The organism is Streptomyces sp. NPDC048434, from assembly GCF_043200375.1.
Taxonomy (GTDB): Bacteria; Actinomycetota; Actinomycetes; order Streptomycetales; family Streptomycetaceae; genus Streptomyces.
In genome coordinates, this window is sequence record NZ_JBICXQ010000003.1 from 13,468 (window position 1) to 36,328 (window position 22,861).

Below are 22,861 nucleotides of genomic sequence, written 5' to 3' on the forward strand. Positions count from 1 at the left end.
CCTGGGGGCGGCGGAGTACAACCGGTGCCCCCCGAGCGGCCTCGTCGAAGCCGCGCCTGCGCCCGTCCCCCCCCCCGGGGCGGGGCGGGCGAGCAGCCACCCTGAGCTCGGGCCATATGGTCCGACCACACGCCCTGTGTGACATAGTTTTTGCAAGGGAGCATGAGGGCCGAGCCGGGGAGTGGTGGATGTCTGCCGAATGGCGACCTGTGCGGCAGTCGCGCACACATGAGCTCGTGCTGGAGCGCATCGAGGAGCGGGTGCTCTCGGGAGAGCTCAAGGCCGGGGACCGTTTGCCGCCCGAGCGCGAGCTGGCACCGGTTCTCGGTGTCAGCCGGTCCGCGCTGCGCGAGGCGCTGCGGGTGCTGGAGACGATCGGGGTGCTGGTCGCGCAGGCGGGCCGCGGGCCGGACGCCGGGGCGCGGATCGTACGGAACCCGGACGACGCGTTGGGCCGGCTGCTGCGGCTGCACTTCGCCCTGGGCAGCTACCGCCTGCAGGACGTGCTGGAGGCCCGGGTGGTGCTGGAGCGTTCCAGTTTCGAGGCGGCCGCTGAGCGCGCCTCGGCGGAGGATCTCGACGAGGCCGAAGCGCTCCTGGTGCGCATGCAGGAGCCCGAGGTGGCGGTCGCCGATTTCAACGACCTGGACACCCGGTTCCATGTCGCTATAGCCCGTAGCTCGGGCAATCAGCTCACCTCCACCCTTACCTCGGCCGTGCGGGAATCGGTGCGTCCGCTGATCCTGCAGGCGCTGGAGACGGCGGAGGACTGGCCGGCCACGGCGGGTGCGCTGAACGCCGAGCACACCGAGTTGCTGCGTCTGGTGCGTGCGGGCAAGGGCGCGAAGGCTGCCGACCTGGTCGAGGCACATATCCGTGGCTTCCACGGCACGTTGGTCGACGAGAAGCCGCCGGCGGACCAGGCGGACCAGGCGGACCAGGCGGACAAGGCGGACCAGGACGGCGAGGCGGACCGGGGAGACCGGGCCGAGGCCGGAGACCGGTAGGCGGAAACCGAGGCAGAGGCTGAGGTTGAGGCGGGCCGGAGTCCGGCCCCATGGGGGCGGGCGCGGAAATCTCGCCGGTGGGGGAGGGACGGGGTGGCGGCCCGTCCCTCCCCCACCCCTACGGCAGCATCTACCCCTACGGCAGCATCCAGGACAGCACCGGCAGCGACTGCAGAGAGACCAGGACGCACAGGACCGCCAGCATCGCGACGCTGTATCCGGCGACCTTGCGCAGCAGGATCCGCTCGGTGCCGGGCTGATCCACCGCGGTCGCCGCGATGGTCAGGTTCTGCGGGCTGATGAGCTTGCCGACGACGCCGCCCGTGGTGTTGGCGGCCACCAGCAGGGTCGGGTCGATGCCCGCGGTCTTTCCCGCGGTCTGCTGGAGCGTGGCGAACAGCGCGTTCGATGAGGTGTCCGAGCCGGTGACGGCGGTGCCGAGCCAGCCGAGGACCGGGGAGAGCGCGGCGAAGAATCCGCCGGTGGCGGCGAGCCAGGTGCCGATGGCGAGGGTCTGTCCCGACTGGTTCATGACGTAGCTCAGTGCCAGCACGGTGGCGACCGTGGCGATGGCGATCCGCATGTTCCGCACGGTGCGCCCGGCGCACGACAGGCCCATGCGTGCGCTCATCGGGAAGCGGTCGGAGTCCTTCGCGCGGCTGTAGATCAGCATCACGAGGAGGCCGGAGAGGATGAGCAGAGAGCCGGGATTGCTCAGGACCTCCAGCTTGTAGACCGCGCCGGCCGCGGGGGAGCCGTCGGCGCCGAGGAGATTGCCGTACAGGCCGGGCCAGTTGAGCTGGAGGGTGCAGGCGCCGAGCAGTTTGGGCATGTCGAGTCCGCCGAGGTGGAGCTTGGCGAGGGCGAAGACCGCGATCACCAGGATGTACGGCAGGACGGCGAAGGAGACGCGGCGGCCGGTCAGCGGTTCGGCCTCGACCTGGGAGCGTTGGTCGTCCGGCGTCGTGGGGGACCAGAAGCGCAGCATGACCACGGCGGCGCCGAAAGCGGCGAGCGCGGCGACGACATCGGTGAGCTCGTACGCGAAGTGGGCCGAGCACCAGAACTGGGCGAGGGCGAAGACGGATCCGGTGACCAGGGCGATGGGCCACAACTGCCGCAGCCCGCGTCGCCCGTCGACGATGAAGAGCAGAAGCTGCGGGACGAAGAGGGCGAGCAGCGGGCTCTGACGCCCGATGACGCCGGCGAGGTCCTCGGCCGGTATGCCGGTGAGGGTGCCGGCGGTGGTGATGGGGATGGCCATGGCGCCGAAGGCGACCGGTGCGGTGTTGGCGACCAGGACCGCCACGGCCGAGGTGAGCCGCGGCAGTCCGAGCGCCATCAGCATGGCGGCGGTGATCGCGATCGGGGCGCCGAACCCGGCGAGGGCCTCCAGGAGTCCGCCGAAGCAGAACGCGATCAGCATGGCCTGGATGCGCAGATCGCCGCGGCCGACGGAGTTGAAGGAGCGGCGCAGATCCTCGAAACGGTTGCTGACCACGGTGAGTTCGTAGAACCAGATGGCCGACACGACGATCAGCATCACCGGGAAGAGGCCGAAGGCCAGTCCCTGGGTGGCGGATAGGACGCCGAGCTGCAAGGGCATCCCGTAGCCGAGGACCGCGACGAGGAGCGCGGCCAGCAGGGCGCCGAGGGCGGAGTGCAGCGCGGGGCGCCTGGCCGCCAGCAGCAACAGGAAGAAGGTCGCCAGGGGGACCAGACCCAGCAGCGCGGTGGCGGTGAGGCTGTTCCCGACGGCGGCCACGTCGGGGGTGTAGGCCGCCAGGGCGGCCGGTGGTGTGGTGGCCACGGAGTCTCCTCATCGAGTTCTGCGCGCCGCCCGGCCTGTCGGATGTCCCGTCCCCGGCGATCGCGGCGCGCCCTGTGGCTGACGAATCGGCCCTCAGTAGCCCACTGAAGATGTCGCATGTCAATAAGGTCGGACCAAACTTCGCCCTTACTTTTTTCTTCGGTCTGAAGCGAGTATGGTCGGACCATAAGCCCCAGGGAGGCTCTATGCGCATCGCACTCTTCGCCACCTGTCTGGGAGACACGCTCTTCCCGGAGGCGGTGAAATCCACCGCGGTCCTGCTGGCCCGACTGGGCCATGACGTGGTGTTCCCGCCGCAGCAGACCTGTTGTGGTCAGATGCACGTCAACACCGGCTATCAGCGTGAGCCGGTGCCGCTGGTACGGAATTTCGCCGAGCAGTTCGGCGACCCGTCGATCGAGGCGGTGGTGATGCCGTCAGGATCGTGCGCGGGATCGGTCCGCCACCAGCACGAGATCGTCGCCGAGCGGTACGGGGACGCCGCGCTGCGCGCCGGGGTCGCCACCGTGAAGACCAAGACGTACGAGCTGTCCGAGTTCCTCGTCGACGTACTCGACGCGACCGACATCGGCGCCTACTTCCCCCACCGGGTGACCTACCACCCCACCTGTCATTCACTGCGGATGCTGCGGGTCGGCGAGAAGCCGCTGCGGCTGCTGCGCGCCGTCGAGGGCATCGACCTGGTGGAGCTGCCCGAGGCCGACGCGTGCTGCGGCTTCGGCGGCACCTTCGCGGTCAAGAACGCCGAGACGTCCTCGGCGATGCTGCGGGACAAGACGGGCCACATCACCGGCACCGGCGCCGATGTATGCACGGCGGGCGACTCGTCCTGCCTGATGCACATCGGCGGCGGTCTCTCCCGCCTCAAGTCCGGTACGCGGACGCTGCACTTGGCGCAGATCCTCGCTTCCTGCCGCACCGCGCCGTACGCCCTGACGGAGGCCGCCCGATGAGCAGCCCGACCGGCCCCTCGACGAGCGGCACCTTCCTGGGCATGCCCGCCGTCCCCCCGCGCTCCCCGCACGGAACGGGCCATCTGCGCGGCGAGCGCACCTTCCCCAAGGCCGCCCACGACGGGCTGGGCGACGAGCAACTGCGCCGCAATCTGGGCAAGGCCACCCACTCCATCCGCGCCAAGCGCCTGGCCGTCACCGGCGAACTGCCCGACTGGGAGCAGCTGCGCGACGCCGGATCGGCGATCAAGACCGACACCATGAACCGGCTGCCCGAGCTGCTGGAGCAGCTGGAGCGGAAGGTCACGGAACACGGCGGCACCGTCCACTGGGCCCGCGACGGCGTCGAGGCCAACGAGATCGTCACCCGGCTGGTCAAGCGGACCGGCAACGACGAGGTCCTCAAGGTCAAGTCGATGGCCACCCAGGAGATCGGCCTCAACGAGCACCTGGAGAGCCAGGGGATCACCGCCCTCGAAACCGACCTGGCCGAGCTGATCGTGCAGCTCGCCGATGACCGGCCGTCGCACATCCTGGTTCCCGCGATCCACCGCAACCGCGAAGAGATCCGGGAGATCTTCCTTCGCCGGATCCCCGGCGTCGACCCCGCACTGGACGCCGCCCCCGCCGAGCTGGCGGCCGCGGCACGCGCGTATCTGCGCGAGAAGTTCATGACGGCCAAGGTGGCCGTCTCCGGCGCCAACTTCGGGATCGCCGAGACGGGCACCCTGTCGGTCGTCGAGTCCGAGGGCAACGGCCGGATGTGCCTGACGATGCCCGAGACGCTGATCACCGTCATGGGCATCGAGAAGCTCCTGCCGCGCTTCCAGGACCTCGAAGTCTTCCTTCAGCTGCTCCCGCGGTCCTCGACCGGTGAGCGGATGAATCCGTACACCTCGCTGTGGACGGGGGTGACGCCGGGCGACGGCCCGCAGGAATTCCACCTCGTGCTGCTCGACAACGGGCGTACGGCCGCGCTCGCGGACACGATCGGGCGCGAGGCGCTCAACTGCATCCGCTGCTCGGCCTGCCTCAATGTCTGCCCGGTGTACGAGCGGACCGGCGGCCACGCCTACGGATCGACCTACCCCGGCCCGATCGGCGCGGTGCTCACCCCGCAGCTCGCCGGCATGCATGCGGCCAAGGACGATCCCAACAGCTCCTTGCCGTACGCCTCCACGCTGTGCGGAGCCTGCTTCGACGCCTGCCCGGTGAAGATCGACATTCCGTCGCTGCTGGTCGAGCTGCGGCACCAGCACACCGAGCAGTCCGGAACGACCGCCGAGAAGCTGGCGATGAAGGCCGCGGCCGCCGTCATGAAGCAGCCGAAGCTGTTCACGGCCGCACAGAAGGCGGCGGGACTCGGGCGCGTACTGGCGGGGCGGAATGGAACGTTCTCCCGTCTGCCGCCGCCGCTCCACGGCTGGAGCGACAGTCGCGACACCCCCGCCCCGCCCAAGCAGTCCTTCCGCTCCTGGCTCGCATCGGCCGAGGGCGCGGCCACGATGCGGGCGGCGGCGGAGGAAGGCGCATGGCACACCGACGACGATCCGCAGGAGGCACCGTGACCGCGACCGCACGTGAGACGGTGCTCCGACGCGTCCAGGACGCCCTGGCCCTCTCCCACCGGCCCGAGGTGACCGTTCCCCGCGCCTACCGCACCGGGAGTTCCCTCCCCGACGGAGAGCGACTCGCCCTCATCGTCGACCGGCTCGTCGACTACCAGGCACAGGTGCGCACCTGTACGGCCGACGCCACCGCGGCGGTGATCGCCGAGGTGCTCCATGCGCGCGGGGCGCGGAAGATCGGGGTGCCTCCGGGGCTCGATCCGGCCTGGCTGGCCGGGTACGACGGGGAGATCCTGACGGACTCCCCGGACATTGCGGTGCCCCGGCTCGACGTGCTGGACGGCGTGGTGACGGCCTCCGCCGTCAGCTGCGCCGAGACGGGCACGATCTTTCTGGACGGCGCCGCGGCGGATCAGGGACGGCGCGCACTGACACTCGTCCCCGACCTGCATGTGTGCGTCGTCGACCTGTCGTCGGTGCGGACCGGTGTGCCGGAGGCGGTGGCACAGCTCCTGCCGGAGCACCCGATCACGCTGATCAGCGGCCCCTCGGCCACCTCCGACATCGAGCTTGAGCGCGTGGAGGGCGTGCACGGCCCGCGCACCCTGGTGGTGGTGATCCGTACCGACGTGTGAGCGGTTCCGGTACGCCGCACAGCGGCCGGACCACCGTCCCCGGCTGATGGCCCGCCCAGCGTGTAACCTGCGCATACAGGTTGTATGCAGTCGGAGCGGGATGTCACGAGTGGGGGAGAGCGGGCGATGCAGTCGGGGCGCGAGAAGGCCTACGCGTATCTCAAGGACAGCGTGCTGACCGACCCGGAGATGCAGGACCGGTTCCTGTCCGAGCAGGAGATCGCGGACCGGATCGGCGTCTCCCGCACTCCGATCCGCGAGGCCCTGCTGCTGCTCGCCGCCGAGGACCTGGTGCGGCTGGTGCCCAAGCGCGGCGCGCATATCGCCCCGCTGTCCGGCCGCGAGATCAGGGACCTGATGGAGATGCGCGGCCTGATCGAGCGCTTCGCCGCGGAGCGTACGACGGAGCGGGGCACCGCACCCCTCGACGAGATGGCGGACATCCTGGCCCACCAGGACACCCTGCGGGGCGAGCACACCACCAAGGAGTTCATCGCCGCCGACCACCGCTTCCACGCCACCCTCGTCGCCGCCGTCGGCAACACCCTGATGAGCCGCCAGTACGACGCCCTGCGCAGCCGCCAGATCAGGGCCGGCGTCCTCGCGCTCTACCGCTCGGGCAACCGCCAGGACGAGGTGCTCGCCGAACACCGGGAGATCCTCGACGGCCTGGTGGCCGGGGATGCCGCGGCCACCTGTGCGGCCATCGACAGCCACATCCGGGCGACCCGGCGCATCCTCCTGGCCGCCTGATCCCCGCGGCCGGGTCCTACAGCCGCCGGTTGTCCAGCACCGCCACGGCCCGCCTGACCCGGGCGGCCTCCTCGGTGTCCACGTCCCCGACCAGCAGGTCCGCGGTGCCGCCCAGCTGTCCGCGGACGGTCCCGTCGGGGCCGATCAGCGCGCTGTGCCCGACACCGTTCGGCGCCTTGGTGAGTGCTTCCGGATCGGCCTGCGGATCCGGGGCGGCCTGGCCCACGGCCGCCAGCCAGACCGTCGCGTCCAGGGCGCGCGCCCGCACCAGCAGGTCCCACTGCGCGCGCTTGCCCGGTCCCGCGCCCCAGGAGGCGGGCAGCACCGATACCGTCGCCCCCGCGTCCGCATGCGCCCGGAACAGCTCGGGGAACCGCAGGTCGTAACACGTCGCCAGGCCCACCCGGACGCCGTCGACATCGATGGTCACCACCCGCGTGCCCGCGGCGACCGTCTCGGACTCCCGGAACCCGAACGCGTCATACAGATGGATCTTGTCGTAGGACTCCTCGACCCCGGGTCCGGTGGCCAGCAGGGTGTTGGCCACCCGCCCGTCGGGCGCGGGCGTGAACATGCCCGCCACCACCGTCACCCCCGTCTCCCAGGCGACCGCTCGCACCCCCTCGGCCCACGGCCCGTCCAGCGGCTCGGCCACCGGAGCCAGCGGTACCCCGAACCGCACCATGGCCGCCTCGGGAAGGACCGCCAGCCGGGCCCCCTCGCGCGCCGCGTGACGGACCTGGTCCTGGACGTCCGCGAGGTTCTCCTTCGGATCGGTCGATGCCGTCATCTGGCACAGCGCGATGCGCATACGGATCTCTCTTCTCTCGTTCCGGTCGGTGTCGTCGGGACCCGGCCGCGGGCCGGTTGCCTCAGATGCCGGACGCACCCGAGGTCATCCTGCCTGCCGGCTGCCCGGCGCCGTTCGCCAGGCGGGTGTACTCCTCGTCCTCATCGTGCGCCGGATCCCGTCCCAGCAGCACGCCCACGGTGGTGACCACGGCGGTCCCGGCCAGGTACAGCGCCAGGGGCAGCCAGCTGCCGAACGAGCCCAGCAGCGCGGTGAACAGCAGCGGCGCGACGGCCCCGCCGATCACCCCGGCCAGCGTGTACGCCAGCGAGGAGCCGGTGTAGCGCAACCGGGGGGTGAACTGCTCGGCGACGAACGCGGCCTGCGGCCCGTACAGCAGGGAGTGGATCGCCAGCGCCACCACCACGCCCAGCACCAGCAGCCCCCACGAACCACTGTCCGCCATGGGGAAGAACACAAACGGCCACACCGCCGCCGCGACCGCGCCGGCGAGATACATCCGGCGCCGGTTCCAGCGGTCCGACAGCGCCCCGGCCAGCGGGATCAGCACGATCTGCAGCGCCGAGCCGATCAGTACGGCCGCCAGCACCTTCCCCCGTGGCAGGCCCAGCTGCTCGGTGGCGTAGGTGAGGACGAAGACGGTGAACATCGCATAGAGCACGTCCGGCGCGACCCGGCTGAGGATCGCGGCCGCCAGGGCCCGCGGCTGGGTCGTGAACACCTCACGGATCGGTGCCTCGGGCCGGCTGCCGCTCGCCTCCATGGCCCGGAAGACCGGGGTCTCCTCCAGTCGCATCCGGATCCACAGCCCGAAGACCACCAGGACACCGGACAGCAGAAAGGCGATCCGCCAGCCCCAGGCCAGGAATTGCTGCTCCGTCAGGAGCGCGCCGAGGGTCGCCAGCACACCGTTGGCCATCAGATTGCCGGCGGGCGGGCCGATCTGTGCCGCCGAGGCCCAGAAGCCGCGCCTGCGGGTATCCCCGTACTCGCTGGTCAGCAGCACGGCGCCGCCCCACTCGCCGCCGACACCGACGCCCTGGGCGAAGCGCAGCAGGACCAGCACCACCGGCGCGGCCGGGCCGATGGTCGCCTGGGTGGGCAGCAGGCCGATCAGCAGGGTCGCGGTACCGATCAGCACCAGCGTCGCCACCAGCACCTTCTTGCGGCCGATGACGTCCCCGAGCCGCCCGAAGAGGAACCCGCCGATCGGTCGCGAGACATAGCCGACGGCATAGGTGGAGAACGCCAGCAGGGTGCCGGTCAGCGGGTCCGCCGACGGGAAGAAGAGCTTGCCGAAGACGAGCGCCGACGCGGCCGAGTAGACCGCGAAGTCGTACCACTCCAGCGAGGTGCCGGTCAGGCTGGCGACGAAGGCGCGCACCAGCGCACCACGGTCGGGGCGGGGTGCCTTGCGGAGCTGCGCACCGCGGTGTTCTTCGTTGTCCATGGGTCAGGGCCACCTCGGAATCGGTTGCTGCACTGCAGGGCATACTTGCTGTATACAAGGCGTATGCGCAACCCTTCCGGGGGGCGAATTTACTTCCGCGCAACCCACTGTGACCTGGAGGAACCATGGCCGCTCTGACCTTCGAGCTCCCTGACGGCACGCAGCGCAGGGTCGAGGTGTCGAGGCTGCTCAACGCCGGGTACGCCGGCCGCAGCCAGGACGATGTGGCCGCTCATGTCGCGGAACTGGCCGAACTCGGCGTGCCCGCACCGTCCACCGTCCCCGCCCTCTACCCGGTCGCGCCCTACTTGGGCCAGCAGACCGCTCAGGTGCCGGTGCAGCACGCCCGTACCTCGGGCGAGGCGGAGTGGGCACTCGTCGTGGACGACACCGGAGATCTGCTCCTCACCGCGGCCTGCGACCACACCGACCGCGCACTGGAGGCGCACGGCGTGGCCTGGAGCAAGAACGCCGGACCCGATGTGCTCGCCCGTACGGCATGGCGACTGGCCGAGGTCGCCGACCGCCTCGACGCCCTGACCCTGCGCGCGTGGGTGACCCCCGTCGGCGGCGGCGAGGAGGTTCTCCTCCAGGACGGCACGGCGGGCGAGCTGCTCACCCCCGGCTACTGGACCGAGGTCCTGCGCGAGCGCGGCGATCTGCGGCCCGGCACGGTCCTGATATCGGGAACCATCCCGATGCGCGACGGCGTCGATCAGTTCGCGGCCCGCTGGCGCGTCGAACTCGCCGACCCGGCCACCGGCCATGTCATCGAGCTCGCCTACGACGTCGTCCCGATGCCGGAGCCGATCGGCTGACCCGCGCCGCGCACACCGGCAGCCCGTCCACGACCGCGGGCCGGGCGGGCACCCCGAAGGGGCGCCTGCCCGGCCCGTACGGGAGCGGGTACCGGAACTGCCGCGGTCCGGCCAGGGTTCAGACGGTGGCCACGGCACCGCCCGTACCGGCGATTTCCTCCGGGCGCAGCAGGGCGGCGAGCCGGTCGGCCGGGAGCAGCCCCTGCTCCAGGACCAGTTCGGCGACGCCGCGCCCGGTGGCGAGCGCCTCCTTGGCGATCGCGGTGGCGGCGGTGTAGCCGATGTGCGGGTTGAGTGCGGTGACCAGCCCGATGGAGTTCTGCACACTTGCGCGCAGCGTCTCCGTATTGGCGGTGATGCCCGAGACACAGCGCTCGGCGAGGGTGCGGCAGGCCGCCCCGAGGTGGGTGATGCTCTCCGAGAGGGAGTGCAGGATCACCGGCTCGAAGGCGTTGAGCTGCAGCTGGCCCGCCTCGGCGGCCATGGTGATGGTGACGTCGTTGCCGATGACCTCGAAGGCGACCTGGTTGACGACCTCGGGGATCACCGGATTGACCTTGCCGGGCATGATGCTCGAACCGGCCTGTACCGGCGGCAGATTGATCTCCGCAAGACCCGCGCGCGGGCCGGAGGAGAGCAGCCGCAGATCGTTGCAGCTCTTGGAGAGTTTGACGGCGACACGCTTGAGGACACCCGACAGATGGACGAACGCCCCGCAGTCCTGGGTGGCCTCGACGAGGTTGGCGGCGGTGACCAGGGGCAGGCCGGTAAGGGCGGCCAGGTGCTCGCGGGCCGCTTCGGCGTAGCCCTTGGGGGCGTTGAGACCGGTGCCGATGGCGGTGGCGCCGAGGTTGATCTCATGGATGAGCAGGACGGCCTCCGCCAGCCGGCTCTGGTCCTCCTCCAGCATCACCGCGTACGCCGAGAACTCCTGGCCCAGGGTCATCGGCACCGCGTCCTGGAGCTGGGTGCGCCCCATCTTGAGGATGTCGCGGAACTCCTCGGCCTTGGCCGCGAAGGCCTCGCGCAGCACGGTCATCGCATCGAGCAGTTCCCGCACGGCAATGATCGTGGCGACATTCACGGCCGTCGGGTAGACGTCGTTCGTCGACTGGCTGAGGTTGACGTGCTCGTTGGGGTGCAGATGGCGGTAGTCGCCCTTGTCGTGGCCCAGGATCTCCAACGCCCGGTTGGCGATGACCTCGTTGGCGTTCATGTTCGTCGACGTACCGGCACCGCCCTGGATGACATCGACGATGAACTGGTCGTGCAGCTGCCCGTCGGCCCGGATGTCCCGGCAGGCGGCGGAAATCGCGTCGGCCCGCTCCGGATCGAGCAGCCCGAGGTCCTGGTTGGCCCGGGCCGCGGCCTCCTTGACGGCGGCGAGCGCATTGATCAGGTGCGGGTAGGTGGCGATCGGCGTACCGGTGATGGGGAAGTTCTCCGCGGCGCGCAGGGTGTGCACGCCCCAGTACGCGTCGGCGGGTATCTCGCGGTCGCCGAGCAGATCGTGTTCGCGGCGGTGGCCGGCGGCAGTCATGGTGCAGGTGGTCCTTTGTGAGCTGGGGGGGAGGGGGTGCCGTGTACTGACGCAGCGTCAGTTGTGGTGCGGAGTCAGCGCCTCCGTCGCCCGTAGCGTCCCGACCGGTGCGCCACCGCCGATGACGGGGGTGGTGGCGAAGGGGGCCAGGACTGTGGGGTCGACCCCACAGTGCGCCAGGGCCGCCGCCGTGACCGGCATCCGGGCGCGGTCGGCGCCGTCGGCTATCTTCACGCCGACCGCCCGCCCGTCAGGCAGCGCCGCGATCTGTACGCCCTCGAAGCCGTCCTTGGCGAGCAGACCGGGCACCGCCCGCACCAGGCGGGCAACGTCCCGTCCGCTGCCGGAGACCATCTCCGGGTGCTCGCGCATGGCGTGTGCGACCCGGCCCTCGTCGGTGCCGGAGGCGGCCGTCGCCAGCCGGGCGGCGGCCCGGGTCAGACCGTGCAGGGACACGGAGAACAGCGGGGCGCCGCAGCCGTCGACCGTGACCCGGGCGATGCCCTGGCCGGTGAGGTCCTCCACGGTGGCGGCGAGTTCCCGCTGCAACGGGTGCCCGGGGTCGAGGTAGTTGTCCGGGCACCAGCCCCGGGCGCGGGCCGTCAGCAGCATGGCGGCGTGCTTGCCCGAGCAGTTCTGCGCGAGGCGGGTGGGCCCGAGGCCGCGGCGGAGCCACTCGTCCCGTACGTCCGGGCCGTACGGCAGATCGGGGACATTGCGCAGCTCGTCCTCGGCGAGCCCGCCGGTGGTCAGGATGCGCCGGGCGGTGGCCAGATGCCGTTCCTCACCGGAGTGGCTGGCCGCGACGAGGGCCAGCGCCTCGTCGTCGAGCGGCGGCAGCCCCGCGCGCAGCAGACCGACCGCCTGGACCGGCTTGAGCGCCGAGCGCGGGTAGAACGCGGCCTCGATGTCGCCCGCCTGGAATTCCACGCTCCCGTCGGCCGCCAGCACCACGACCGAGCCGTGGTGGACGCCCTCGACGAGTCCTCCGCGCACCACATGGGCGACGGGAACGTGGGCCGGTTCGCGGACCGCGGGTGGTTCGCCCGGAGCGCGGTGCGGCGGCAGGATGGTGCTCTGGCTCATGATCAGTTCTCGGTGCTTTCGCTGCTGTGGGGGTTTTCGGGGTGCGGGGTGCGGGCCGCGCTGCCGGTGCCCGCCGTGAGGCCGGTGCCGTCGGCGGCCGTCTGCCCGCCGCTGTCGCGCGCCGCCGCGTCCCGGAGGGTGTCGACCCGGCCCCGTACCAGGAACCAGCCCCCGACCAGCGCGGCCGCGACCGCGGGCAGCGACAGCACGGTCGTACGGCCGGCTCCGCCGTCGGCCCACATCAGCACCAGGACGAAGGCCAGGAAGGCCAGCGTCACGATCTCGGTCCAGGGCGAGCCGGGGAGCCGGTAGCCGGGGCGGACCAGCAGCCCGGCCTGGGTCTTCCGCCAGAAGAGCAGATGGCAGACCATGATCATGGCCCAGGTGCTGAGGATGCCGATCGCCGCGAAATTCAGCACGATCTCGAACGCCTCGCTCGGCACGATGTAGTTGAGGCCCACGCCCAGGACGCAGACTCCCGACGTGAGCAGAATGCCGCCGTAGGGGACCTGGCTTCGGCTCATCACCCCGGTGAACCGCGGCGCGGAGCCGGACATCGCCATCGAGCGCAGAATGCGCCCGGTCGAGTAGAGGCCGGAGTTGAGGCTGGACATCGCGGCCGTGAGCACGACGAGGTTCATCACACCGCCCGCGGCCGGCACCCCGACGTTGGACAGCACGGTGACAAAGGGGCTCTCGCCGGCCGAGTACGAGCTCCAGGGCAGCAGCATGGCCAGGAGGACCACCGAGCCGACGTAGAACAGCGCCACCCGCCACATGATCGAGTTGATCGCCCTGGGCATGATCTTCTCCGGCTCCGCGGTCTCGCCGGCCGTGACACCGACCAGCTCGACCGAGGCGTAGGCGAACACCACACCCTGGATGACCAGCAGCATCGCCAGTGTCCCGGTCGGGAAGAGCCCGCCGTGGCCGGAGATCAACGCGGGCCCGGGGGAGTGGCCGGCGACCGGATGCTGGGTGACCAGCAGGAAGATGCCGATCAGCATGAAGGCGACCAGCGCACCGACCTTGACGATCGCGAACCAGAATTCCAGCTCACCGAAGATCTTCACGGAGATGAGGTTCACGGTCAGCACGACCGCGAGCGCGATCAGCGCGATCACCCACTGCGGCACATCGGAGAACATGCCCCAGTAGTGCGTATAGGTCGCCACCGCGGTGATGTCGGCGATCCCGGTGGTCGCCCAGTTCAGGAAGTACATCCAGCCCGCGACGAACGCCCCCTTCTCACCGAGGAATTCCCGGGCGTACGACACGAACGCACCCGAGGACGGCCGGTGCAGCACCAGCTCACCCAGGGCGCGCACCACGAGGAAGGCGAACAGCCCGCAGAGTGCATACGCCACGGCCAGCGACGGCCCGGCGTCGGCGAGCCGGCCGCCGGCGCCGAGGAACAGCCCGGTGCCGATCGCCCCGCCGATCGCGATCATGTTGACGTGCCGGGACGTGAGGGACTTCTGGTACCCGGCGTCACCGGCATCCACATGCCCGCCCGTCCGTTGCGCGGCGTCCCGCCCCGCTTCCTGTTGTTGCTGCCGTTCCGCCTGCCGGAGGGATTGCTCGCTCACGCGTGATCCTCGTCTTCCGTGGAGGGGGTCGTACGGTGTGGCGGCCGCACGATGGTGGTCAGCGTCGTCTCGACGCGTGCGAGGTGGTGCGTCATGGCTTCCACCGCGTCGTGCTCGGAACTGTCGACAAGTGCCTCGACGATCGCCCGGTGCTCCCGGTTCGACTGCTCGCGCCGCCCGCCGAGCTCATTGAGGAAGGCCGACTGGCGGGCCAGTGCATCGCGGATCTCCTCGATGACTCTGCGGAAGACCGGATTGCGGGCGGCCTGGGCGACGGCGAGATGGAAGAGGGAGTCCATCGCCACCCATGCGGTGGTGTCGGTCTCCTGCTCCATCCGCTCCAGCAGATGGGTCAGCTGATCGAGGTCCTCCGGCGTCCGGCGCAGCGCCGCGTAACCGGCCACCGGGATCTCGACATGACGGCGCACTTCCAGGAGGTCGCTCGCCACATAGTCGCCGAAGGTCGGGTCCGCCACCGCGCCGTCGGAGACGACGAAGGTGCCCTTGCCGGTACGTGAGACGGTCAGGCCCATGGTCTGGAGCGCCCGCAGCGCCTCCCGGAGCACGGGCCTGCTCACCTCCAGCCGCCGGCAGAGCTCCGCCTCCGAGGGGAGCTTGTCCCCGACCGCGTACTCGCCCCGCTCGATGGCGCCGCGCAAGTGGTGCAGGACCGCTTCCATCGCGCTGATCCGCCGGGGCACATCGCCAGCTGTCTGGCTGTCTGACAGGTTCACCCCGGGATCGTCGGACCCGGCCGGGGGAGCTGTCAAGGGGTGGGGCGCAGATGATTCCTCTGGGCCGGCACACAGACCTGGTCCCGGACCTGCGCCGCATCCGGTCCGGACCCGGTCCCGGGGCGCCTCGCACCCTCGCCCCTACGTCCCCCGCGCCGTCGTGTGACGAGGCCGCTATTGCGGGCGCGGCGCCGCCTCGTCACACGGTCCGCTGCCGCGGAAGTCCAGCATGTAGAAGACCTTGTCGTAGCGGCGTCCGCCCATCGCGACGAAGTCGGGGAGACGGCCGTACTCGCGGAAGCCGAGCGACCGGTAGAGCTCCAGCGCCCTGGTGTTGTCGCCCCGGGCGTCCAGGGTGAGGACCTCGATCCCGGCATCCCGGGCGTCCTCGACCAGGCCGGTGGTCAGCGCCCGGCCGACACCGCGGCCATGGGCCTCGGACGCCACCGCGAGCTTTTCCAGGTCCGCGTGCTGCCGATTGGTCGCACGGGCATAGCGCAGCCAGTACCCCAGCCCGACCAGCCGGCGGTCGGCGTAGGCCGCACGCAGCGCCCCGTCCCCGGCCCGCGCGGCGCGCAGCACACGGTCGACGAGCTCCGCCACCTCGTCCGCCGGGGGCGGCTCGGCCCAGCCCAGCGGTGCACCGCCGCGCACCAGGTCCGCCAGGATCCGGTGTGCCGACGCGGCGAAGCCGGCCGCCGGCTCCGGATCGGCGGACAGCTGTATCGCGTCGAGGATGTCGAGCCCGGGGCCCGTCCCGCCGGTCGTCGCGCCATTCATGATCGGCAGCCTACGGTGTGGCCGCACGTCCCGTCCGGCCCGTGGCGGCACCCGGTCCGCGGAGCGCGGTGGCGGGTGAGCTGCCGGGCGGCGGCGGGCGTACGGACCGCCGCGCGCAGGTGCGGTTCAGTGGGTGCTCGCCCATCGGTAGCGGTGTTCGGGGCGTCCGGTGTCGCCGTATTTGAGGGTCAGGATGATGTGGCCGCTGCGTTCGAGGTGTTTGAGGTAGCGCTGGGCCGTGGAGCGGCTGACACCGGCGCGTTCGGCGACCTCGTGGGCGGACAGTGGATGCCCGGCCGCACCCAGGACCCGGCGGATCAGATCGACGGTCGCCGCAGAGTGGCCCTTGGGGAGCTCCGTGTGCGGGGCGTCGGTGGTCCGGAAGGCGCCGAAGATCCGGTCTACCTGTTCCTGGCCCGCCTCACCGCGGCCCCCCACCCCCTCCACGGTCCGGCGCAGCGCGGCGTAGCCTTCGAGCTTGGCGCGCAGTCCGGAGAAGCCGAACGGCTTGACGAGGTATTGCAGCGCACCAGAGCGCATCGCGTCCTGGACGGTGGCGACATCACGCGCCGCCGTCACCATGATCACGTCGGCGCGGTGGCCGAGCTGCCGCAGCCGTCGCACCAGCGCCAGGCCCGTTTCGTCGGGCAGATAGTGGTCGAGCAGCACCAGATCGACAGGGGCGCGCTCCAGGGCGGCCAGCGCCTGCGCGGCGGTGTGGGCACGACCGGTGACCCGGAAGCCGGATACCTGGGAGACATACGCGGCATTGATCTCGGCGACGTGGAAGTCATCGTCCACGACCAGGACATCGATCATCGTGCTGCTCCGCTCGGCAGGGGTCTTCGCTCCGGCGGCTCCGCTCGCCCGCCGCGCGCCGGCCGTCGTGGCGCTCCTGTCACCGTGCTTCTCCCTTCATCGTGGCTCTCCCGCGGCCGTGAGCTGAGGCCCGCGCGAGTCGTCCTGCCGGGCGAGCGCCTCCGGCAGGACGACGGTGAAGACCGCGCCGCCGCCCGCGCGGGCGGTCACCCGGGCCATTCCGCCGTAGCGCTCGGCGAGCCGGCGCACCAGCGCCAGGCCGATGCCCCGGCCGCGGTGGAAGGCCACCGGGCGCGCGGACGGCCGGGCTCCGGCGGACGGGACTTCCTTGGTGGACCAGCCCTCGGCGAAGATCCGCTCCCGTAGCGGCGGCGGCACCCCCGGCCCGGTGTCCGAGACCCGCAGTACGGCGGTGGTGCGCTCGGCCCGCAGTTCGACCTCGACGAACGGCTCGTCGCAGCGGCGCTCCCCGGTGGCGTCCAGCGCATTGTCGATGAGATTGCCCAGCACGGTCACCAGGTCGCGCGGATCGACCACCGCATCGGGCAGCAGCGTCGCGGGCGACACCCGCAGTGACACTCCGCGTTCGGCCGCGATGGCGGCCTTGCCGACGAGCAGTGCGGAGAGCAGCGGATCGTGCACCCGCTCCGCGATCTGTTCCGCGGAGGCCCGCTGCGCACTGGCCACTTCGCTGACGAACTCCACCGCCTTGTCGTGCCGGCCGAGTTCCAGCAGCCCGCGCACCGTGTGCAGCTGATTGGCATGCTCGTGGTCCTGGGCCCGCAGCGCGTCCAACAGCCCCTGGGTACTGTCCAGTTCACGGCCGAGCAGCTCCAGCTCGGTGCGGTCCCGCAGGGTCACCACCGCCCCGCCGTCCGGGGTCGGCATACGGTTGGCGACCAGCACCCGTCCGCCGCTGACGGCCAGCAGATCCGCGCCGTCCACCCGCCCGGCCAGCACATCCGTCGTCCGGCCCGGCGGCAGCACCTCGTCCAGCGCCCGCCCGGCGGCCCGCGTATCCAGGCCCAGCAGTCGCGCGGCCTCGTCGTTGACCAGCCGGATGCGGCCGCGCCGGTCGAAGGCGACGACACCCTCACGGATACCGTGCAGCATCGCCTCCCGCTCGTCGAGCAGTGCGGAGATATCGGCGAACGCCACTCCGTGCGTACGGCGTCGTAGTCTGCGGGAGAGCACGACCGCGGCCAGCACGCCGACGGCCAGCGCCGCTCCCGCGTACCGCAGCAGCCCGGGGATGGTGCCGAACAGTCGCCCCCGGACACTGTCGTAGGCGATACCGACCGACACCGCGCCGACGATCCGGCCGCGGTCATCGCGCAGCGGCACCTTGGCGCGGGCCGACCGCCCCAGCGTGCCGGTGTCGATCTGCCGCACCTGCCGCCCGGCGAGGGTCCGGCTCGGGTCGGTGGAGACGTGCCGGCCGATCTCGTCGGTGTTCGTGTGCGACCAGCGCACTCCGCGGGTGTCCATCACAACGATGTACAGCGCCCCGGTCGCGGTACGGATCCGTTCCGCGTCGGCCTGCACCGGACCGTGCGCCGTCGGCCCGGTGGTGACCAGCTCCCGGACGAGGTCCGGGTCGGCGGCGGTGGTCTGGGCGATGGACAGCGCCCGGCGCATCGCCTGGTCGTCCAGCTCGGAGCTGAGCGGGGCGAGGAACAGGCCGGTGGCGAGCACCATGACACCGGTGGTCAGGGTGACTTGTGCGGTCAGCACCTGCGCAAAGACCCGTCGGGGCCAGCGGATCCGCATGGGGTCTCCCTTGTCTCCGGCCCCCGCACCCTTGCGGAACCGAATCTTCCTTTTTACCTCGCGGTGCCCGCACCGTAAGCCGTGAGTGAGCGGAGGCGCACCCCCTGGTGACGACTTAGCCGTTCTAGCGTGAGCAAAATGAGCACAACAGGGCTTGCGCGCAGAAAGGTGGCTTGCGCCCACAAGGCTGCCGCTGTGGCCCGGATCACTTCTAGCCTCCCCAGCCATGAACAGCCACACGAGCCCCGCTATCGAACTACGGGGTACGAGCAAGGCATTCCGGACTCCCTCGGGGGCGCTGCACACCGCCGTCCGGGATCTGGATCTGGTCGTCGAACGCGGGGAGTTCGTCGCGGTCGTCGGCCCCACCGGGTGCGGTAAGTCCACCACGCTGACCCTGGTCAGCGGCCTGGAGGAGCCCACCGAAGGCGAGGTGCTGGTCGCCGGTGAGCCGGTCAGCGGCATCGGGGACAAGATCGGATTCGTCTTCCAGCAGGACGCGGTCTTCCCCTGGCGCACCGTGCTGTCGAATGTGATGGCCGGCCCCCGGTTCCGCGGTGTACCGAAGGCCGAGGCCAGGCAGCGGGCACGGGACTGGCTCGCCCGGGTCGGGCTGGCGGCCTTCGAGGACCGCTATCCCCACCAGCTCTCCGGCGGGCAGCGCAAGCGCGTCGCCCTCGCCGCGACCTTCGTCAACGACCCCGAACTCCTGCTCATGGATGAGCCGTTCTCCGCCCTCGATGTGCAGACCCGGGCGCTGATGTCGGACGAGCTCTTGGAGCTGTGGTCGGGGACCGGCGCCTCCGTCGTCTTCGTCACCCACGACCTGGAGGAGTCCATCGCCCTCGCCGACAAGGTCGTGGTCATGACCGCCGGTCCGGCCACCGTCAAGGAGGTCTTCGAGATCGATCTGCCGCGCCCCCGCAAGGTCGAGTCGGTCCGTCTGGAACCGAGGTTCATCGAGATCTACCGGGAGATCTGGTCCTCGCTCGGCGAAGAGGTCCGGATCACCCGCGAGAGGGGTGCCGCAGATGTCGCCTGAGACCGTGACCCCGGTCAAGTCCCCGGCCGGAGCGGACCGTACGGACCGTTCGCAGGCCAGGGCGCGGGCCGCGCGCCAGCACAAGATCATGGTCCACGGCACCCGGGTGCTGCTGCTCGTCGTCCTGATCGGACTGTGGGAGTGGCTGGCCCGCGCCGCCGTCATCGATCCCTTCAACTTCTCCATGCCCTCCAGGATCTGGAACCAGATGAGCCAGTGGGCGCTGCACGGCACCCCGCAGGGCTCGCTGTGGGAGCAGATCTGGTACACGCTCTACGAAGCGCTCCTCGGCTGGGTCATCGGCGTGATCGGCGGTGTGGTGCTGGGGATCGCGCTCGGCCGGATCCGCTTTCTCGCCGAGGTACTCGGCCCGTACATCAAGGTGCTCAACGCACTGCCGCGCATCGTCCTCGCCCCCATCTTCCTCATCTGGTTCGGCCTCGGACCGGCCTCCAAGGTCGCCTCCGCCGTCGTCCTCGTCTTCTTCCCGGTCTTCTTCAACGCCTTCCAGGGCGCACGGGAGGTCGACCGCAACCTGGTCGCCAACTCCCGGATCCTCGGCGCGAGCAACCGCCAGGTCACCCTGCAGGTGGTGATCCCCTCCGCCACCTCATGGATCTTCACCAGCCTGCATGTCAGCTTCGGCTTCGCGCTCATCGGCGCGATCGTCGGCGAGTACATCGGTGCCACCAAGGGCCTCGGCCTGCTGGTCGCGGCGTCCCAGGGCACCTTCAACGCGGCCGGTGTGTACGCCGCCATGGTGATCCTCGCCGTCGTCGCCCTGCTCGCCGAAGGCCTGCTGGCCTTCCTCGAACGCCGGCTCTTCCGCTGGAAGCCGGCCGATGCCGGCGACGGCCGCTGAACCCCGCCCCACCGACCCCTTTCCACCTCAAAAGGACGTGACCATGCATACCTCACGGAAGATCTCGGCCGCCGTGGCCGCCGCCACCCTCGCCCTGACCACCCTCACCGCCTGCGGCGGCTCCTCGGCCGCCGGCTCCGACGACACGAACGGCAAGGTCAAGATCATGGTGGGCGGCCTCGACAAGGTCATCTATCTGCCCGCGAGACTCACCCAGCAGCTCGGCTACTTCCAGGACGAAGGCATCCACGTCACGCTGCTGACCGAACCGGCCGGTGTACAGGCCACCACCTCGCTGGTCTCCGGCGACGTACAGGGCGTCGTCGGCTTCTACGATCACACCCTCGATCTGCAGGTCAAGGGCAAGCAGGTGGAGTCGGTGGTCCAGCTCGCGCACGCCCCCGGCGAGGTCGAAGTCGCCTCCGACAAGGCGTCCGGCGGCCTCACCTCCGCCAAGGACTTCAAGGGCAAGAAGCTCGGCGTCACCGGCCTCGGCTCCTCCACCGACTTCCTGACCAAGTACCTCGCGGTCAAGAACGGTGTGCAGACGAACGAGTTCACCCCGGTGGCGGTCGGTGCCGGCCAGACCTTCATCTCGGCCCTCCAACAGGGCTCGATCCAGGGCGGGATGACGACGGACCCGACGGTCGCGCAGATCCTGGACAAGAAGCTCGGCAAGGTCCTCATCGACATGCGCACCCCCGAGGGCTCGAAGAAGGCGCTCGGCGGCCCCTATCCCTCGTCCAGTCTCTACATGAACACCGACTGGGTGAACAGCCACAAGGAGACCGTGCAGAAGCTGGCCCGCGCCTTCGTGAAGACCCTCAAGTGGATGTCCACGCACACCGCCGAGCAGATCGCCGCGAAGATGCCGTCCGACTACGCCCAGGGCGGCAAGGAACTGTACGCCCAGTCGATCAAGGCCACCCTGCCGATGTTCACCAAGGACGGGGTGATGCCGGCCGACGGCCCCGCCACCGTCGAACGCGTCCTGAAGGCCTTCAACCCCAACCTCAAGAACGCCACGGTGGACTTGAAGAAGACCTACACCACCGAATTCGTCAAGAAGTAGGACCGGCTCACGGACGGCACCACGGCACGGCTCATACGAAGCTGATCCCCGCCCGGTCCGGCAACGGATCGTCCACCAGCTGCCACAGCGGAACGGCGACATTGCCGCCGCCGTAGCGGCCGCCGAACTGCAGGCCCAGCACACGGTGGTGGTCGGTGAGGTCGATGACGGGTGAGCCGCTGTTGCCGCCCGGCGCGGAACAGCCGTGCCTGATGACGTTCCGGCCCGGCACCGGCTCCGTGGCGGTGCCGGGCCGCAGCCGTTTGACGTCGTAGAGGTCCATGAACATCCGGCGCATCGACTCCGGTTCGTTGCGCCGGCCGTCGTACGCCGGGGTAGTCGCCGCGCCGTGCCGTCTCGGTCTCGGCGTGGACACCCGGACCGGTGCTTGTGCCTCCCGCCGCTCAGCTGTGCTGCAGCACGATGTCGTCGTGCGAGGCGAGCCGTCTCCAGCGTTCCCCGGGGGCGCGTACGGCGGGCAGTAGATCGGCGGCGGGAAGGGGCCCCAGGTTCAGCGAGGTGAGCTCGACGACATGCGCCACCGGCACCTGGAACGTCCGGAACGCGCCCAGGGGCGGCGGCGCCCCCGGCGTCGCGCCGGCCAGGGCCCGCTCGGCGTCCCGGGTCAGGTCCGGGCTCTGGTCGAGGACGAACGCCGTCGCCGCCAGCGAGCCGTCCCGGAGGAACGCCACCACTTTCCAGAAGCGCATCGGCACTTGGACGCCCCGGTACGGCGGGTCCGAGTCGTGCAGTACGGGCCCGGTCAGGACGGCCAGCTTGCGGTCGAACCGGGCGACGCCGTCGAGCAGATGGTTCTCCAGCCCCTGCCAGACCTGCTTGCCCTGGTTGAACACATCCGCCTGCGGGGCGGCGTTCGTGAAGTGGAAGGTGTCCGCATTGGCCTGGTGCGCCTCCGCGGCCCCACCCCACACGGGATCGAGCCGGCGCACCAGATGCCCCTTGTCCAGGGAGTTGTCGCGGTACACCTCGTTGCCGGTCTGCCGGTCCTCGTCCAGCCGCGGATCGAACTGCCAGCCGCTCTCCCGCGGCACCTGCTCCACCAGACGCCCGCCGTCGATACAGACCGCGGCGGCCGCCGCCATCCGCCGGTCCGGGCGCAGCACCACGGTGAAGTGGGTGTAGGGCAGCACCACCGTCTCCACCGCGGGGCTGCTGGGCATCGGCAGCGGTACGGGCACTCCGAGGAAGTGCTCGTCATAGCCCGCACGGTCGGCCATGGACTGCCCGGCCGCCGTCCCGGCCACCGCCCCACCGGCCCATGGGGAATCGGATGGGATCATGCGGTAACCGCTTCCCGGTGGCGCGGACCGCCGATCGGCGCCCGCGCCGAAGCCACTCGAACAGCCGGGCGCACCTCCTCGCTCCGCCCGCGGGGGTCCGGTCGGACCTACTCGGCGGGGTAAATGTCTCCGCTGGCCATACCGCTTTCCTGTTCACTCTGGGACCGGAGCCTGAGGGCCTTCTCCTGGAGCCGCTTCCGCTCCTCCGGGTCGCCCGCGCGTTCCGCGGCCGCCTGCAATTCCTGGGCCTTCTCGCGCATCTGCTGGATGCGTCCGCGTGATTCTCCTGTTGCGCTCATGATCTGTCCTTGAACGGTGTATGGAGAGCTGCCTTACCAGCGAATCAGGCTCGGCGGCGCTCGGCACCTCGAAGAGCTACGCCCCGTGAGGGCGGCTGCCCGACCGTAATCACCGGGAAGAACAGGTGGCGCCACACCACC

General features: G+C 70.7%; 22 protein-coding genes. 9 read left to right on the forward strand and 13 right to left on the reverse strand.

Annotated elements, in window-relative coordinates; all coding sequences use genetic code 11:
• Window positions 1-188: 188 nt before the first annotated feature.
• Window positions 189-1,007, forward strand: coding sequence for a FadR/GntR family transcriptional regulator (locus tag ACGFWI_RS04330; protein WP_393904381.1), 819 nt, complete (start codon window positions 189-191; stop codon window positions 1,005-1,007).
• 136 nt (window positions 1,008-1,143) lie between these two features.
• Here the strand turns inward: ACGFWI_RS04330 and ACGFWI_RS04335 are convergent, their stop codons facing one another.
• The gene (locus tag ACGFWI_RS04335; RefSeq protein ID WP_393904382.1) at window positions 1,144-2,817 is read right to left on the reverse strand and encodes an L-lactate permease; all 1,674 of its coding nucleotides are present in this window, start codon (window positions 2,815-2,817) and stop codon (window positions 1,144-1,146) included.
• Window positions 2,818-3,023: 206 nt separating this feature from the next.
• On the opposite strand from ACGFWI_RS04335, the gene ACGFWI_RS04340 reads away from it, so the two are divergent.
• The 4 genes from ACGFWI_RS04340 to ACGFWI_RS04355 all read left to right on the forward strand — a co-directional run bounded on the left by ACGFWI_RS04340 (window position 3,024) and on the right by ACGFWI_RS04355 (window position 6,747).
• The gene (locus ACGFWI_RS04340; protein WP_393904383.1) at window positions 3,024-3,791 is read left to right on the forward strand and encodes a (Fe-S)-binding protein; all 768 of its coding nucleotides are present in this window, start codon (window positions 3,024-3,026) and stop codon (window positions 3,789-3,791) included.
• Complete coding sequence (locus ACGFWI_RS04345; RefSeq protein WP_393904384.1) at window positions 3,788-5,359, forward strand: LutB/LldF family L-lactate oxidation iron-sulfur protein; 1,572 nt, start codon at window positions 3,788-3,790, stop codon at window positions 5,357-5,359. Before ACGFWI_RS04340 ends, ACGFWI_RS04345 begins: the two co-directional genes overlap by 4 nt.
• A complete protein-coding gene (locus ACGFWI_RS04350; protein WP_393904385.1) occupies window positions 5,323-5,994 on the forward strand; it encodes a lactate utilization protein C in 672 nt (223 codons plus the stop codon). The genes ACGFWI_RS04345 and ACGFWI_RS04350 overlap by 37 nt, the downstream gene beginning before the upstream one ends.
• 126 nt (window positions 5,995-6,120) lie before the next feature.
• On the forward strand, window positions 6,121-6,747 hold the full coding sequence (locus ACGFWI_RS04355; RefSeq protein ID WP_393904650.1) for a GntR family transcriptional regulator: 627 nt from the start codon (window positions 6,121-6,123) through the stop codon (window positions 6,745-6,747).
• Window positions 6,748-6,763: 16 nt separating this feature from the next.
• Here ACGFWI_RS04355 and ACGFWI_RS04360 read toward each other — a convergent pair whose 3' ends face one another.
• Together ACGFWI_RS04360 and ACGFWI_RS04365 are read right to left on the reverse strand one after the other, a co-directional pair.
• On the reverse strand, window positions 6,764-7,558 hold the full coding sequence (locus ACGFWI_RS04360) for a carbon-nitrogen hydrolase family protein (protein ID WP_393904386.1): 795 nt from the start codon (window positions 7,556-7,558) through the stop codon (window positions 6,764-6,766).
• 61 nt (window positions 7,559-7,619) lie between these two features.
• Window positions 7,620-8,942, reverse strand: a complete 1,323-nt coding sequence (locus ACGFWI_RS04365) for an MFS transporter (protein WP_393904651.1) — start codon at window positions 8,940-8,942, stop codon at window positions 7,620-7,622.
• A 191-nt stretch (window positions 8,943-9,133) separates the two neighbouring features.
• Here ACGFWI_RS04365 and ACGFWI_RS04370 point away from each other — a divergent pair, with 191 nt between their 5' ends.
• Complete coding sequence (locus ACGFWI_RS04370; protein WP_393904387.1) at window positions 9,134-9,826, forward strand: DUF2848 domain-containing protein; 693 nt, start codon at window positions 9,134-9,136, stop codon at window positions 9,824-9,826.
• Window positions 9,827-9,944: 118 nt separating this feature from the next.
• Here ACGFWI_RS04370 and aspA read toward each other — a convergent pair whose 3' ends face one another.
• The 7 genes from aspA to ACGFWI_RS04405 form a co-directional block, all read right to left on the reverse strand.
• Window positions 9,945-11,366, reverse strand: a complete 1,422-nt coding sequence (aspA, locus tag ACGFWI_RS04375; protein ID WP_393904388.1) for an aspartate ammonia-lyase — start codon at window positions 11,364-11,366, stop codon at window positions 9,945-9,947.
• A gap of 57 nt (window positions 11,367-11,423) precedes the next feature.
• A complete protein-coding gene (locus ACGFWI_RS04380) occupies window positions 11,424-12,452 on the reverse strand; it encodes an asparaginase (RefSeq protein ID WP_393904389.1) in 1,029 nt (342 codons plus the stop codon).
• Window positions 12,453-12,454: 2 nt separating this feature from the next.
• Complete coding sequence (locus ACGFWI_RS04385; protein ID WP_393904390.1) at window positions 12,455-14,041, reverse strand: amino acid permease; 1,587 nt, start codon at window positions 14,039-14,041, stop codon at window positions 12,455-12,457.
• Window positions 14,038-14,775, reverse strand: a complete 738-nt coding sequence (locus tag ACGFWI_RS04390; RefSeq protein WP_393904391.1) for a FadR/GntR family transcriptional regulator — start codon at window positions 14,773-14,775, stop codon at window positions 14,038-14,040. The genes ACGFWI_RS04385 and ACGFWI_RS04390 overlap by 4 nt, the downstream gene beginning before the upstream one ends.
• Before the next feature lie 174 nt (window positions 14,776-14,949).
• A complete protein-coding gene (locus ACGFWI_RS04395) occupies window positions 14,950-15,555 on the reverse strand; it encodes a GNAT family N-acetyltransferase (RefSeq protein WP_393904392.1) in 606 nt (201 codons plus the stop codon).
• Window positions 15,556-15,681: 126 nt separating this feature from the next.
• A complete protein-coding gene (locus tag ACGFWI_RS04400; protein WP_393904393.1) occupies window positions 15,682-16,374 on the reverse strand; it encodes a response regulator in 693 nt (230 codons plus the stop codon).
• Window positions 16,375-16,470: 96 nt separating this feature from the next.
• On the reverse strand, window positions 16,471-18,144 hold the full coding sequence (locus ACGFWI_RS04405) for an ATP-binding protein (protein ID WP_393904394.1): 1,674 nt from the start codon (window positions 18,142-18,144) through the stop codon (window positions 16,471-16,473).
• A 226-nt stretch (window positions 18,145-18,370) separates the two neighbouring features.
• Here ACGFWI_RS04405 and ACGFWI_RS04410 point away from each other — a divergent pair, with 226 nt between their 5' ends.
• From ACGFWI_RS04410 to ACGFWI_RS04420, 3 genes are read left to right on the forward strand one after another with little or no spacing between them, the layout of a single operon-like run.
• Entirely contained in the window at window positions 18,371-19,186 is an 816-nt protein-coding gene (locus tag ACGFWI_RS04410; RefSeq protein ID WP_393904395.1) for an ABC transporter ATP-binding protein, read from the forward strand.
• On the forward strand, window positions 19,176-20,048 hold the full coding sequence (locus tag ACGFWI_RS04415; RefSeq protein WP_393904396.1) for an ABC transporter permease: 873 nt from the start codon (window positions 19,176-19,178) through the stop codon (window positions 20,046-20,048). Before ACGFWI_RS04410 ends, ACGFWI_RS04415 begins: the two co-directional genes overlap by 11 nt.
• A gap of 43 nt (window positions 20,049-20,091) precedes the next feature.
• Complete coding sequence (locus ACGFWI_RS04420; protein ID WP_393904397.1) at window positions 20,092-21,120, forward strand: ABC transporter substrate-binding protein; 1,029 nt, start codon at window positions 20,092-20,094, stop codon at window positions 21,118-21,120.
• Window positions 21,121-21,151: 31 nt separating this feature from the next.
• Here the strand turns inward: ACGFWI_RS04420 and ACGFWI_RS04425 are convergent, their stop codons facing one another.
• The 3 genes from ACGFWI_RS04425 to ACGFWI_RS04435 form a co-directional block, all read right to left on the reverse strand.
• Complete coding sequence (locus ACGFWI_RS04425; RefSeq protein WP_393904398.1) at window positions 21,152-21,496, reverse strand: hypothetical protein; 345 nt, start codon at window positions 21,494-21,496, stop codon at window positions 21,152-21,154.
• 28 nt (window positions 21,497-21,524) lie between these two features.
• A complete protein-coding gene (locus tag ACGFWI_RS04430) occupies window positions 21,525-22,421 on the reverse strand; it encodes a DNA/RNA non-specific endonuclease (protein WP_393904399.1) in 897 nt (298 codons plus the stop codon).
• Between the two features lie 107 nt (window positions 22,422-22,528).
• Window positions 22,529-22,720 carry a DUF6381 family protein gene (locus ACGFWI_RS04435; protein ID WP_393904400.1) on the reverse strand — a complete coding sequence of 64 codons (192 nt, stop codon included), beginning with the start codon at window positions 22,718-22,720 and terminating at the stop codon, window positions 22,529-22,531.
• Window positions 22,721-22,861 lie beyond the last annotated feature (141 nt).

Excerpts from the sequence above, each read along its gene's own strand:
- ACGFWI_RS04330 (WP_393904381.1), top strand. The coding sequence starts at position 189 with ATGTCTGCCGAATGGCGACCTGTGCGGCAGTCGCGCACACATGAGCTC.
- ACGFWI_RS04340 (WP_393904383.1), top strand. The coding sequence starts at position 3,024 with ATGCGCATCGCACTCTTCGCCACCTGTCTGGGAGACACGCTCTTCCCG.
- ACGFWI_RS04345 (WP_393904384.1), top strand. The coding sequence starts at position 3,788 with ATGAGCAGCCCGACCGGCCCCTCGACGAGCGGCACCTTCCTGGGCATG.
- ACGFWI_RS04350 (WP_393904385.1), top strand. The coding sequence starts at position 5,323 with ATGGCACACCGACGACGATCCGCAGGAGGCACCGTGACCGCGACCGCA.
- ACGFWI_RS04355 (WP_393904650.1), top strand. The coding sequence starts at position 6,121 with ATGCAGTCGGGGCGCGAGAAGGCCTACGCGTATCTCAAGGACAGCGTG.
- ACGFWI_RS04360 (WP_393904386.1), bottom strand. The coding sequence starts at position 7,558 with ATGCGCATCGCGCTGTGCCAGATGACGGCATCGACCGATCCGAAGGAG.
- ACGFWI_RS04370 (WP_393904387.1), top strand. The coding sequence starts at position 9,134 with ATGGCCGCTCTGACCTTCGAGCTCCCTGACGGCACGCAGCGCAGGGTC.
- aspA (WP_393904388.1), bottom strand. The coding sequence starts at position 11,366 with ATGACTGCCGCCGGCCACCGCCGCGAACACGATCTGCTCGGCGACCGC.
- ACGFWI_RS04380 (WP_393904389.1), bottom strand. The coding sequence starts at position 12,452 with ATGAGCCAGAGCACCATCCTGCCGCCGCACCGCGCTCCGGGCGAACCA.
- ACGFWI_RS04395 (WP_393904392.1), bottom strand. The coding sequence starts at position 15,555 with ATGAATGGCGCGACGACCGGCGGGACGGGCCCCGGGCTCGACATCCTC.
- ACGFWI_RS04400 (WP_393904393.1), bottom strand. The coding sequence starts at position 16,374 with ATGATCGATGTCCTGGTCGTGGACGATGACTTCCACGTCGCCGAGATC.
- ACGFWI_RS04405 (WP_393904394.1), bottom strand. The coding sequence starts at position 18,144 with ATGCGGATCCGCTGGCCCCGACGGGTCTTTGCGCAGGTGCTGACCGCA.
- ACGFWI_RS04410 (WP_393904395.1), top strand. The coding sequence starts at position 18,371 with ATGAACAGCCACACGAGCCCCGCTATCGAACTACGGGGTACGAGCAAG.
- ACGFWI_RS04415 (WP_393904396.1), top strand. The coding sequence starts at position 19,176 with ATGTCGCCTGAGACCGTGACCCCGGTCAAGTCCCCGGCCGGAGCGGAC.
- ACGFWI_RS04420 (WP_393904397.1), top strand. The coding sequence starts at position 20,092 with ATGCATACCTCACGGAAGATCTCGGCCGCCGTGGCCGCCGCCACCCTC.
- ACGFWI_RS04430 (WP_393904399.1), bottom strand. The coding sequence starts at position 22,421 with ATGATCCCATCCGATTCCCCATGGGCCGGTGGGGCGGTGGCCGGGACG.
- ACGFWI_RS04435 (WP_393904400.1), bottom strand. The coding sequence starts at position 22,720 with ATGAGCGCAACAGGAGAATCACGCGGACGCATCCAGCAGATGCGCGAG.